The organism is Tardiphaga sp. P4_G1, from assembly GCF_056401215.1.
This window is the reverse complement of the sequence record NZ_JBFUJU010000020.1, coordinates 1-12414: the sequence shown is the minus strand read 5'-3', so window position 1 is coordinate 12414 and position 12414 is coordinate 1. Positions and strand designations below refer to the sequence as shown.

Sequence of the window (12414 nt, the reverse complement as noted above, 5' to 3'; positions counted from 1 at the left end):
GAAATATAGTTGCCGCTGCTGTCAGTGGTCCAGATCGTGTACTGGTCGGCACCGGCCATCTTCCAGGCGACTTGGTAGCCGCTCGATGTCTGTTCCGCCCCGATCGGTGTCCAGTCGCCGAACTGCCCCACTGTGACATCGGTGCCGGACAGCTTCAGCGAGGGTCCGGCCCCGCCGCTGAGGAGCAGGAACGTATTGCCGGCGGCGACAAGGCTGGTCGCACCGTTGGCCTCAATCACTGTGCTGCGCAGCCCGGTGACCCCGTCGCCGTTGAGGTCCTGGTGGAGGCTTGCTTCGAGTGATTGCAGTGTCGTGCTACTGCCGGACATCACGCCGCTAAAAGAAATATAGTTGCCGCTGCTGTCAGTGGTCCAGATCGTGTACTGGTCGGCACCGGCCATCTTCCAGGCGACTTGGTAGCCGCTCGATGTCTGTTCCGCCCCGATCGGTGTCCAGTCGCCRAACTGCSCCACTGTCACGTCGGCGCCGTTTTGCTTCAATGATGGGCCGGTACCGCTGGCGAGGAGATAAAATGTCGTTCCGAATTGGGTCAGACTGGTCAATCCGCTGGCTTCGATGAAGGTGGCCGCAAGGCCGGTGGTGCCGTCGCCATTGAGATCTTGATGAAAGCTTGTTTCCAGCGCTTCGAATGTCGGATTGGTGCCGGACATGACGCCGTTGAACGAGGTGTAGTTACCGCTGTTGTCGGTGATCCAGACCGTATATTGATCGAGGCTGGCCATCTTCCAAGCCACTTCATAGCCGCCCGAAATCTGCTCGGCCGCGATCGGCGTCCATCCACCGAATTGAGCAGCAGCCACGCCGGCGCCGGATTGCTTCAGCAGCGGCCCGGCGCCGCCGCTATAGAGATAGAAAAAACTTCCGATCCTGGTCAGGCTCGTCGATCCGCTGGTCTCGATGACCGTGGTGGCGAGCGAGATCCCCGCCAGATCGCTGGGGCCGATGACGAGATTGCCGGTGAAGTCGATAGCGAAGTCTGCGATCCGGTCTCCGTTGGTGTCGCCCTCCAGAACGGTGACGCCGCGGGAGCCATCAAAAAGGTAATTCAAGGCTCCGGCTACGCCGTCGAAAGGGACTGTGCCGATAAAGCGAAACAGATCGTAGCCTGCCGTCGCGGTGATCGCGTCGATGCCGGTCAGGTCGATGCGGTCGGTTCCGGCGATGAAGTCGGCAATCCGGTCGTGCTGGCCGCTTGCGGCTGAACTGTCGCCGGTGACGAACACGAATGTATCTGTGCCGCCACCGCCGGTCAGCAGATCGACGCCGGTGCCCCCGACAAGCCTGTCATTGCCGCTGCCGCCAGTCAGCGTGTCGCTGCCAGCGTTGCCGATCAGCGTACAGCCCAGATCGTTCGCGATCGTCGTATCATTGCCGCTGCCGCCGATTCCGGTTTCGATGACAGTGCTGGTGGCAATGCCGATATTGTTGGTCAATCCGCCGACCGACGAAAACGCACCGGGCCGCAGATCAATCAGTTGCGCGGCGGTGTAGCCCGAGCAGTCCAGGGTATCGCTGCCGCCGCTATCGTAGATCGTCAGTGCCGGGGCCTGATTATAGGCTGTGAAGTCGTAGATCGATCCGCCGGTATTGTGAAAACCATAGACGGTGTCGCCGGTCCGAGTGGTCGCCGCGCCGTAGATCGCCGCAACGGCGGCGATATCGGCCATTTGCGGCGTGATCACATAACGGGTCGAACTGCCCGCATAGAACGACTGCTGGAAATACGACATGATCGAATATTGCCAGGTGTCGTTGGCGTAGGTGGCGCCGGTCGCATAGGAGGCGCTGCCGTTGTAGGGGCCCTGATGGCCCAGACCGAGCGCGTGGCCGATCTCGTGGATGTAGGTCTGGTAGCTGTAGCTATCGATGCCGGTCTTGCCGTCATAGGCGCCGCCGTCGCTGGTAATCCAGTCGGCGCTGATGTCGATGGTGGCGGAACTGATGATCCCGGCGCCGTTGTAATTGTCGGTCTCGAAGGCGGTCATCGAGCCGTTGTGATTGAACGTGATGTTGGCTACGCCGGTGGTCTGGACGAAGCTGACATTGGCGACCTCATGCCAGGCATTGAGCGCCGACTGCGCGAGAAACTGCTCGGTGGGCGTCAATCCGTTGATGTTGTAGCTGATCGTCGTCACCGCCCAGTGATGCGCGATCGTGTAGTTGTATTGCCAGAAGCCGGTGATCAGGTAATTGGCGAGTTGCGTAACGGTGGCGACGGGCTTGGCCGCGTTGTTGACGGCGGCGTCGGCGCTCGACGCGCTGGTCATCGTGGGGTCTGCCAGCGGAAACGATCCGTCGTCGTTGCCGGCCGCAGCCGCAAGTTTCCGGGTTTCAATCGGATGAACCGCAAGCGCCGACAGCATCAACGAGTCGCCAAAAGCGTCGCCATTGTCCCGATCCCAGCCCACGTCACCGATGTCTTTGGCTGCGAAGGCGTAAAATCGTTTAGCAGGACTGTTCATAATGATATCTCGACGACATCGAATGGCCGGTCAGGCAAGCTTGGTGATGTGAAGGCTTTGCAGGTTGAAAGGATCGGCGATTACCCCCCGTTGCCGGCGCTGTCCGCACATAACAAACACCCGTAGTTTACAAATCCTTACGTGACACTCGATTGAAGCCGGCGGTTGTCGGCCAACAGCCAAAATTTACAGGTGCGACTCGCCGCAGCAGCCTATCGCCCGCAACCGGGCCTGCCAATCGTCGTGAGGCTTCAGTTCTTGCCAAAGTTCGGGTCGAGCCGGTCGATGTGGTGGTATCTCCGATGCCGGCCGCCCGGCGGCTGCGATTCGGCGACACGGAATGGCATTGCCCCATTCCGCACTGCGAACCCGCATACCGCCCCCCATTTCCGCGGGTTGCACCGCCCCCCGCTCTGCGCCATATGGACCTCACACAGAGCAAGAGTGCATCCGAGGCGAATTTTATGGCCGACCCGATTTCAGACGTTCTGCAAGCCTTTGCCGCCGGCGAAATGGTCGTGGTGACCGACGATGACGACCGCGAGGGTGAAGGCGACCTCATCGTCGCCGCATCGTTCTGTACCGCCGAGAAGATGGCCTTCATCATCCGGCATACCTCCGGCATCGTCTGCGCGCCGATCACCACCGAGGATGCCCGCCGGCTGCGGCTCGATCCGATGGTCGTCAACAACGATAGCAACCACACCACCGCCTTTACCGTCTCCATCGACTACAAGCCCGATGGCGGTACCGGCATTTCGGCCGATGAGCGTGCCTCATGCTGCCGCGCGCTGGCCAATTCCAATGCCGGCGCCAATGACTTCGCCCGTCCCGGTCATATCTTCCCGCTGATCGCGCGTGAGGGCGGCGTGCTGATGCGCTCCGGCCATACCGAAGCCGCCGTCGATCTCTGCAAGCTGGCCAATCTCGCGCCCGTCGGCGTCATCAGCGAATTGATGAATGACGATGGCTCGGTGATGAAGGGCCAGCAGGTCGTTGACTTCGCGGCCAAGCATAAGCTCAAGCATGTCACGATCGCTGACATGATCGCCTATCGTCAGGCCCGCGAGAAGCTGATCGAGCGCGTCTCGACCTTCACCACCGACAGTCCGATCGGCCCGCTGCACGGCTATTCCTATCGCTCGCCGTTCGATCCGATCCACCATGTTGCCTTCGTTTACGGCAGCGTCGGCGACGGCAAGAACGTGCTGACGCGCTTCCACAAGCCGAACATCGTGCGCGACGTGTTCTTCGGCCCGGCCAAGATGCAGCCTGTGCTGGAACGCTTCAAGAAGAACGGCAGCGGCGTGCTGGTCTATCTGCGCGACGGCGCCGCGGGCGTGCCCGTCGAGCCGCTCGATGCGCCGAAGTCGGCGGAAGCCGACCGCAACCGGCAATGGCGTGAAATCGGCGTCGGTGCACAGATCCTGCGCGATCTCGGTGTCACCTCGATCCGCCACCTGACCTCGTCGACCCATGACTACAAGGGCCTGTCGGGTTTCGGCATCGAGATCGCCTGCAACGAACAGCTTGATGGCGATAGTTCAAAGACCTAAAATGCCGTAGCACGCAATGCGCGGGTGCCGCCTGAGACGGCACCCTGTTGAGCGAAACAGCGCTTGCGACCAGAACACGCGCAGCCAATGCGCATTACTCAGCCATGATGTGAAAGGGATTTCGATGAGCGTTGCCCCCAAGGCAAAGGACAAGCCGGCCGCTGCAAGTTTCCAGTGGGACGATGCGTTCCTGCTCGATAGCCAGCTCACCGAAGACGAGCGCATGATCCGCGACACCGCGCGCGCTTACGCCCAGGACAAGCTGCTGCCGCGCGTCAACGACGCTTATCTCAATGAGCATACCGACCGCGAAATCTTCAACGAGATGGGCGAGCTCGGCCTGATCGGCATCACGCTGCCGGAAGACTATGGCTGCGCCAATGCCAGCTATGTCGCCTATGGCCTCGTCGCCCGCGAGATCGAGCGCGTCGACTCCGGCTACCGCTCGATGAACTCGGTGCAGTCGTCGCTCGTGATGTATCCGATCTACGCCTACGGCGACGAGAACCAGCGCAAGAAATACCTGCCCAAGCTCGCCACCGGTGAGTGGGTCGGCTGCTTCGGCCTCACCGAACCCGATGCCGGCTCCGATCCCGGCGGCATGAAGACCCGCGCCGAGAAGGTGTCGGACGGCTACAAGCTCTCGGGCTCCAAGATGTGGATCTCGAACGCCCCGATCGCCGACGTGTTCGTGGTGTGGGCGAAGTCCGCCGCACATGACAACCAGATCCGCGGCTTCATTCTCGAGAAGGGCATGAAGGGCCTCACGGCGCCGAAGATCGGCGGCAAGCTGTCGCTGCGCGCCTCGATCACCGGCGAGATCGTCATGGACGGCGTCATCGTGCCGGAAGAGAATCTGCTGCCGAACGTGTCGGGCCTCAAGGGTCCGTTCGGCTGCCTCAACCGCGCCCGCTACGGCATCTCCTGGGGCGTGCTCGGCGCCGCTGAAGACTGCATGGCGCGCGCCCGCCAGTACACGCTGGACCGCAAGCAGTTCAACCGTCCGCTCGCGGCCACCCAGCTGGTGCAGAAGAAGCTTGCCGACATGCTGACCGAAATCTCGCTCGGCCTGCAGGGCTCGCTCCGCGTCGGCCGCCTGATGGACGAAGGCAATTTCCATCCGGACATGATCTCGGTGGTGAAGCGCAACAATTGCGGCAAGTCGCTGGATATCGCCCGCATGGCCCGCGACATGCACGGCGGCAACGGCATCCAGGCCGAATACCATGTGATGCGCCACGCGCAGAACCTGGAGACCGTGAACACCTATGAGGGCACGCATGACGTCCACGCGCTGATCCTCGGCCGCGCCATCACGGGCATCCAGGCGTTCGGTTAAGCGTCACTCGCTTTCAATGTTTCGAAATGCCCGGCCTCGCGCCGGGCATTTTTCGTTTGAGGACTTCAAAACCGGGGCGGCTTGACGCGCCCGGCATCATGTATCATCATAAGTTACATGAGACGAGACAACCGCCTCTCTGCCACGCTGCATGCGCTGCTGCACATGGCCGAGCAGAACCGCCCGATGACCTCGGCCGAACTGGCCATGTGCATGACCACCAATGCCGTGGTCGTCCGCCGCACCATGGCGGGACTGCGCGAAGCGGGCCTCGTGCGCTCCGAAAAGGGCCATGGCGGCGGCTGGGAGATCGCGCGCGACCTCGCAACCGTGACGCTGAAGGACATCTACGACGCGCTGGGCAAGCCCAGCCTGATGGCCATGGGCATTCATCTGGAAAGCCCGACATGCCTTGTCGAGCAGGCCGTCAATCACTCGCTCACATCGGCCTTCGCGGAAGCAGAAGCCGTGCTGATCGGCCGCCTTGCGGATGTCACGCTGGCGCAGCTCGCCGCGGATTTTCACGCGCGGGCGGAGGATCATCGCGGCAAAATTCAGAGCAAGATTTCAAGGAAGACAAAATGAGTTTCGATGCCATCGTCATCGGCGGCAGCTATGCCGGCCTCTCCGCAGCGCTGCAATTGGCGCGGGCGCGCCGCAAGGTCCTAGTGATGGATTCCGGCCAGCGCCGTAATCGCTTCGCTGAACACTCCCACGGCTTTCTCGGTCAGGACGGGCGTCCGCCGGGCGCGATCGCCGTGGACGCCCGCGCGCAGTTGATGAAATATCCTACGGTCGCGTGGGTCGATGCGAAAGCCACAACGAGTGAAGGCGAAACGAACGCTTTCACTATCAGCACCGAGAACGGCGCGCGCTATCAAGCCAGGCGCATCATCCTCGCTGCCGGCGTGGTCGATACATTGCCGGATGTCCCCGGCCTCACCGAGCGCTGGGGCAAGCATGTGTTTCACTGTCCGTATTGCCACGGCTATGAATTGGATCAGGGTCGCATCGGTGTGCTGGCATCGTCCGACATGTCAATGCATCACGCCCTGATGCTGCCGGATTGGGGATCGACGACGCTGTTCCTCAACGGCGCGTTCACGCCGGACGCGGACCATCTCATGCAACTGATGCAGCGCGGCGTCACCGTCGAGCGTGAACCGATCAGGCAATTGTCAGGCGCATCCATCGATGTCGAACTCACGGATGGCCGCATCATTCCGCTCGATGGCATGTTCACGCTGACGCGCACCAGTCCGGCGTCGCCACTCGGCGCACAGCTTGGCTGTGCCCTGGAAGACGGGCCGATGGGACCGTTCCTGCAGACCGACATGTTCAAGGAAACCACCGTCTCCGGCGTATTCGCCTGCGGTGACATGGCGCGCGCGACGGGCTCCGTGGCGCTTGCGGTGGGCGATGGCGCGATGGCCGGGGTCGGCGCGCATCGATCGCTGATGTTCGGGACGGGGCACGCGTAGCTTCCAGATCTGTGCTTCCAGAGTTCGTCATGCCCGGGCTTGTCCCGGGCATCCACGCCTCGACGGCGCATACGGCAGGACGTGGATGGCCGGGACAAGCCCGGCCATGACGGTGTTTAAGCATGCATGGCTGGCGCGAGTTAGCGCTGTTTGATTTCCCTGATCATGTTGCTAGTCATCACAGGCTGAGAACAGACTGGGAAGGACCGACCATGAGCGACAAGGATAACGGCGCCAACGACGACGTTCCGTTCAATCGCGATTATCCGCTCAAGCCGGGCGTCGTCGATGAGGTCCGCCCAAACGTGCGCCGGGTTCTCTGCAACAACCCCTCGCCTTTCACCTTTACCGGAACCAATAGCTATATCGTCGGCACCGGCAAGGTCGCGATCATCGATCCCGGCCCGGCCAATGACGCCCATCTGCAGGCGCTGCTCGATGCGGTGAAGGGCGAAACGGTGACGCATATTCTCGTCACCCATACCCATAGCGACCATTCGCCGAACACTGCGGCGCTCAAGGCCGCCACCGGCGCCACCGTCTATGCCGAAGGCCCGCACCGCGCCTCGCGGCCGCGCTTCGAGAGCGAGAAACATTCGCCGGAGTCAGGCGCCGACCGCGACTTCAAGCCGGACGTGCTGGTCGCCGACGGCGAGGTGATCGAGGGCGATGGCTGGGCGCTGGAAGGCGTGGCGACGCCGGGCCATACCGCCAACCACATGGCCTTTGCCTGGCGCGAGAAGAAGTATCTGTTCGTTGCGGATCACGTGATGGGCTGGTCGACCTCCATCGTGGCGCCGCCCGACGGCTCGATGATCGACTACATGGCCTCGCTCGACAAACTCGCGGCGCGCGACGAGGACCTGTATTTCTCCGGCCACGGCCCGGATATTCCCGATGCGCAGCGCTATGTGCGCTTTCTCATTCGCCACCGCCGCGCCCGCGAAGCCTCGATCCTGCATCGCCTTGGCAAGGGCGAAGCGGATATTCCGACCATCGTGCGCGCGATCTATATCGGCCTCGATCCGCGCCTGACCAATGCCGCCGGCTATTCCGTGCTGGCGCATCTGGAAGATCTCGTCGCCCGCGGCCTGGTACTGACAGACGGCGACCCGGTCATCGGTGGGAGTTATCGGATGGCGTCTTAACCTCTCCCCGCATTGCGGGGGGAGGTCGCCGCGTCTTCGCGGCGGGTGAGGGGCAGAACACGCACTCGCAATAATCAAGCGACTGTCGGATCGCACCGACACGATAGAAAAACTCAGCGACATCGACGTACCCACGCCCCTCACCCCACCCCTCTCCCCGCGCAGAGCGGGGAGAGGGAGCGAGAGGCCTGCGCCAGAACATAGCCGCTACGGCAGATTCACGATCTCGACCCAGTTCGGATTCTTGCCCACCGCGGTTTCGCTCAGCTTGGTCAGGCTGCCCGTCGCCTTGTCGATGGAATAGGCCGTCATGCTGTTGGACAATTGCCCGACCGCCAGCAGATAGCGACCTGACGGATCGATGTTGAATCCGCGCGGCTGCTTTTCCGTGGCCGTGGAGCCAAGCGATGTCAGCGCGCCGGTTTTGGGATCGACACGAAACGCGGCGATCGTGTTGCTGGTGCGCTCCGACGCATAGAGAAACTTGCCGTCCGGCGTCAGATGGATATCCGCCGCCCAGGGCTTGCCGTCGAATCCCTTCGGCAGCGCGGAGGCGACCTGCGTTTCCTTCTTCAATGTGCCGGTGGCAGCGTCCCACGGAAATACATGGATCGCCGCATCGAGTTCGTTGAGCAGATAGACGAACTTCTTGTCCGGCGAGAACACCAGATGGCGCGGGCCGCCCTTGGCCTTCACGCTGACGGTCGGCGGATCGTTCGGCGTCAGCTTTCCGGCCCTGGCATCGAATTTCTGCTGATAGATCACATCACCGCCGAGGCTCGTATGCAGCACATAGCGATTGGTGGGATCGACGATGATGCAATGCGCGTTCGGTTCGGTGGCGACGACCTGTTGTGCCGGCGCGATCACGCCATTCGGCCCGATGGCGTTCACCGTCACCTTGTTGCCGCCATAGGAGGCGCTCAGCAGAAATCGCCCGGTGCGATCGACCGCGATATAGGCCATGGAATCGGCCAGCGGCCCGGGGCCGACCAGTTTCAGTTTTCCAGTTTTGGCATCGATATCGAAGGTCACCGCCGTGTAGGGCTCGTTGCGGAGCCCAGCATAGAGCCGGTGCTTCTCGGGACTGATGGCCAGCGGCAGCGAGCCGCCGGGCTTTGCCGGCCCCGGCACCGCCACGGTATCGATCGCAGCGAGACTGCCATTCGCCTTCAATTCGAGAATGCTGATGTTCTGGCTGTCGGCATTGCCGACATAGACGTAGGTGGCGGCACTGGCCGATGACATGATGAGCCCTGTTGCTAACGGGAGCGAGACGATCGCCAGCAGCGCCTTCAAACCGGCGCTGGCACGCGTGAATAGCCAACGGCGCGAAACGGAACGAACCCGTGCGAGCATCAACACCTCCCTGCCTCTTTTCATTGGGAGGGATGATGCTACCGCCTTTTCGAATAGGCAAGCTGCGCTGCGGCAAAGTCAGAACCGCGAGATCAGAACCGGCCGGCCACCGTCACCCGCAAGGCCAGCGGTTCGACCGGATGCAGCACGCGGTCCATGATGCCGGTCTGGCACACCGCGGCAGGCGCCGTCGGCGCCCCGCCGCCCGCCGGGAAACACGCAGCGAACAGCGAGTCCGTTTTCAGCAGCGAGCCATAGGCATAGGTGATCTGGTCGGACTTGCTGTCGAGCATGTTGAAGGCATCGAGCTGGATGCGCCAGCCATTATCGAAGCGGTAACCAACCTGGCCGTTGAGCAGACCCGTGGCTGGCGAGATGAAGGCCGCGTCTTCCGTCAGCGGACGCGGGCCGAAATAACGATAGCGCAAGGCGCCAAACCAGCCGGTGGCCTCGCCAAGCCTGATGCCAGCCGAGGCGATCATGTTGGGCGCGCCGGGAATGAAATTGCCGGGCGCGTTGCCGATCTGCGAGGCCGGATAGCCATCCAGCTCCGCATAGGCCGCCGCCTGATCGGCATTGCTGCCGCGAAAGCGCGCGCGGGTCATTGCGAGATCGGCTTCAAGACTCAACCATGACGTGGGCTTGTAGTCGTTGGTCCATTCGAAGCCGACGCGGCGGCTGGGACGACTCGCTTCGGTATCACCGGCGTCGCCGACGAACAGGATTTCGGAGGCCGACTCCAGCATGAAGAGCGCGATCGAGCTGGTCAGACCCGGAATGAATTTGGTATGCAATCCGATCTCCGCGCCCTTGGTCTTCACAAGGAATGGCGATGAGTCCACCGGCGAACCGTCGCTCGGCGATTCCCTGATGGTGACACCGCGCGCATCATTGCTGTGAAAGCCCTCGCCGGCATTCAGGAACAGTTCGGTCCTGGCGAAGGGACCGATCACCAGACCTGCCTTGGGGCTGCCGACGGTCGCCGTAGCACTGCCGGAATTGGCGGGATTGAAGAACGAATTGACCGTGGTGTCGTAATAGTCGCCGCGCCAGCCGATATTGGTGCGCAGCCAGTCAGTCCAGAATGTGGTGTTCTGGACGAACAGGCCGACGCTGCCTTCCTTCACGCCGTCGCTGCGCGTGGTGGAGAGATATTGCCGCTTGATGGTGTTGCCGAGGCTGACATTGATATCGTCATAGCGGCTCTGGATGCCGACCTCGGTTTCGTTGCGGAAGCCCGCGATATTGTACTTGAATGTATGCGAGGCATTGATGCCGCCGAGCACGCGGTCGTCATACTGGTGAAACTGATCGCCATTGACCGGATCGCTCAAGAAGAACGTAAAGTTGTTCCACAGATTGAGCTTGCTCTTGATGACGTAGACATCGAGCTTGGTCGCGCTGTCCATATCGGTCTGCCGGAGACGGCCGGACAGCGAGAAACGCTCCGAATTGCCGCCATCGCTGGGATCGCGCGCGCCATAGCGGCCGATCTCGCCGGAGGTGATCGCGCGCAGCGGCACCTGATCGGTGGAATTCCATTTGTTGCCATAGGCCATGCCGGTCAGCGACAGGCCGTTGTCGGCGGTGCCCTGGCTGTAGCGGATCACGCCATTGAGTTTCTGGAGCTTGTCGGGATTGTCCCATGGACCGTTATAGATATTGGCCTCAGCGGCCACCAGCAGCGTGCCTTCGCCGACTTTGCCCGACGTAACACCGAAGGCGCGGTTATAGCCGAAGCTACCCGATGTGATCGACGCCATGGTGCGCGCGACGCTGTCGATCAGGCTGACATGGATCGCCCCCACGGACGAGAAGTCGCCTTCATCGGCGAAATACGGTCCCTTGCGGACATTCACCGAACTGATCAGTTCGGGGATGAGGAAGTTGGTATCGGCATAGCCCTGGCCGTGACCATGGGTGCGCATGTTCACCGGCATGCCGTCGATGGAGATGGCGAGATCGGTGCCGTGATCCAGATTCACGCCGCGCAGGAAATACTGGTTGGCTTTGCCCTCGCCGGAATGCTGGGTGACGATCAGGCCTGGCGCGACTTCGAGCGCTTCGGCCGGGCGCGACAGTGGCCGCGCATTGACCTCGGCGCCGCTGACAGTCTTCTCGCTGGCGGAGGCGACCGGCGCCTGCGCTGCACTGGCGCGGGGCGTGACACTCATGCCGCCGGCCCCCAACGTCGGTGCGGCAACATGGCGTGCCGCTGGACGGCCTGCCTCATTCCCGCTGCGCGGTGCACGTGGTTTGGCCGCAGGCCGCGGCGGCGCCTCGACTTCGACCGGCGACAGCACTGTCGCCGGCTGCGCAGGTGACGGCGTGACGGCTGCGAGCGAAGCCAGGGCGATTCCGGCCGATGAAAAGAGAGAGCGATGCATCGGTCAGTCGGCCGGGCTATGCTGGGTTCAACGGGAACACACTGACATGCCAAGTATGACAAAGTCAAAGATTCGTCATACTTCTTGAGAGGACCGATGCAGCGCATTACGATCACGCTCGACGACGACCTGATGGAAGAGCTGGACGCGATGATCGCCGAACACGGCTATCAGAACCGCTCCGAGGCGATCCGCGATTTCGCCCGTGCCGGCATGCAGCAGGCCGCACAGGAGAAGGGCAAGGCTGGCGAATGCGTGGCCGCCCTAGTCTATGTCTATGATCACGCCCAGCGCGATCTGTCACGCCGGCTGGTCGACACCTATCACCATCACCACGACCTCTCGCTGGCGACGCTGCACGTGCATCTCGACGGCGATAACTGCATGGAAGTCACCGCGCTGCGCGGCTCGGGCAGCGAGGTGCAGCACTTTGCCGATCACATCATTGCGGAGCGCGGCGTGAGGTATGGCCGCGTGGTGATGATGCCGACGGGGAAGAAGGCGGAGGGGAAGAAGCCCCATTCGCACAAGTAGCCCGTGCGCATCTTCCCCTCTCCCCCGCGAAGCGCAGCTTCGCTAGGTGGGAGAGGGTGGATCGAACCGCGCAGCGGTTCGAGACGGGAGAGGGGGCGCCACAGGCTCCGTACGTTGTGGCGCCCCC

At 62.4% G+C, this 12414-nt stretch carries 9 protein-coding genes; 6 read left to right on the top strand and 3 right to left on the bottom strand.

What is annotated here, in order from left to right; all coding sequences use genetic code 11:
• Window positions 1-2483: M10 family metallopeptidase C-terminal domain-containing protein (locus AC1DUY_RS30655; protein ID WP_478119186.1), on the bottom strand; the 2483-nt coding region annotated here is incomplete at its 3' end.
• A gap of 464 nt (window positions 2484-2947) precedes the next feature.
• On the opposite strand from AC1DUY_RS30655, the gene ribB reads away from it, so the two are divergent.
• The 5 genes from ribB to AC1DUY_RS30630 all read left to right on the top strand — a co-directional run bounded on the left by ribB (window position 2948) and on the right by AC1DUY_RS30630 (window position 8007).
• Window positions 2948-4039, top strand: coding sequence for a 3,4-dihydroxy-2-butanone-4-phosphate synthase (ribB, locus tag AC1DUY_RS30650; protein ID WP_478119184.1), 1092 nt, complete (start codon window positions 2948-2950; stop codon window positions 4037-4039).
• A 124-nt stretch (window positions 4040-4163) separates the two neighbouring features.
• A complete protein-coding gene (locus tag AC1DUY_RS30645; RefSeq protein WP_120288483.1) occupies window positions 4164-5378 on the top strand; it encodes an acyl-CoA dehydrogenase in 1215 nt (404 codons plus the stop codon).
• A 117-nt stretch (window positions 5379-5495) separates the two neighbouring features.
• Entirely contained in the window at window positions 5496-5963 is a 468-nt protein-coding gene (locus AC1DUY_RS30640; protein ID WP_478119182.1) for an RrF2 family transcriptional regulator, read from the top strand.
• A complete protein-coding gene (locus AC1DUY_RS30635; protein WP_478119180.1) occupies window positions 5960-6859 on the top strand; it encodes an NAD(P)/FAD-dependent oxidoreductase in 900 nt (299 codons plus the stop codon). Before AC1DUY_RS30640 ends, AC1DUY_RS30635 begins: the two co-directional genes overlap by 4 nt.
• A gap of 212 nt (window positions 6860-7071) precedes the next feature.
• Window positions 7072-8007, top strand: coding sequence for an MBL fold metallo-hydrolase (locus AC1DUY_RS30630; RefSeq protein WP_478119178.1), 936 nt, complete (start codon window positions 7072-7074; stop codon window positions 8005-8007).
• 207 nt (window positions 8008-8214) lie between these two features.
• Here AC1DUY_RS30630 and AC1DUY_RS30625 read toward each other — a convergent pair whose 3' ends face one another.
• Together AC1DUY_RS30625 and AC1DUY_RS30620 are read right to left on the bottom strand one after the other, a co-directional pair.
• Window positions 8215-9366, bottom strand: coding sequence for a lactonase family protein (locus AC1DUY_RS30625; protein ID WP_478119176.1), 1152 nt, complete (start codon window positions 9364-9366; stop codon window positions 8215-8217).
• A gap of 92 nt (window positions 9367-9458) precedes the next feature.
• A complete protein-coding gene (locus AC1DUY_RS30620; RefSeq protein ID WP_478119174.1) occupies window positions 9459-11753 on the bottom strand; it encodes a TonB-dependent receptor in 2295 nt (764 codons plus the stop codon).
• Between the two features lie 96 nt (window positions 11754-11849).
• On the opposite strand from AC1DUY_RS30620, the gene nikR reads away from it, so the two are divergent.
• On the top strand, window positions 11850-12287 hold the full coding sequence (gene nikR, locus AC1DUY_RS30615) for a nickel-responsive transcriptional regulator NikR (RefSeq protein WP_478119172.1): 438 nt from the start codon (window positions 11850-11852) through the stop codon (window positions 12285-12287).
• Window positions 12288-12414 lie beyond the last annotated feature (127 nt).

Excerpts from the sequence above, each read along its gene's own strand:
- ribB (WP_478119184.1), top strand. The coding sequence starts at position 2,948 with ATGGCCGACCCGATTTCAGACGTTCTGCAAGCCTTTGCCGCCGGCGAA.
- AC1DUY_RS30645 (WP_120288483.1), top strand. The coding sequence starts at position 4,164 with ATGAGCGTTGCCCCCAAGGCAAAGGACAAGCCGGCCGCTGCAAGTTTC.
- AC1DUY_RS30640 (WP_478119182.1), top strand. The coding sequence starts at position 5,496 with ATGAGACGAGACAACCGCCTCTCTGCCACGCTGCATGCGCTGCTGCAC.
- AC1DUY_RS30635 (WP_478119180.1), top strand. The coding sequence starts at position 5,960 with ATGAGTTTCGATGCCATCGTCATCGGCGGCAGCTATGCCGGCCTCTCC.
- AC1DUY_RS30630 (WP_478119178.1), top strand. The coding sequence starts at position 7,072 with ATGAGCGACAAGGATAACGGCGCCAACGACGACGTTCCGTTCAATCGC.
- AC1DUY_RS30625 (WP_478119176.1), bottom strand. The coding sequence starts at position 9,366 with ATGCTCGCACGGGTTCGTTCCGTTTCGCGCCGTTGGCTATTCACGCGT.
- AC1DUY_RS30620 (WP_478119174.1), bottom strand. The coding sequence starts at position 11,753 with ATGCATCGCTCTCTCTTTTCATCGGCCGGAATCGCCCTGGCTTCGCTC.
- nikR (WP_478119172.1), top strand. The coding sequence starts at position 11,850 with ATGCAGCGCATTACGATCACGCTCGACGACGACCTGATGGAAGAGCTG.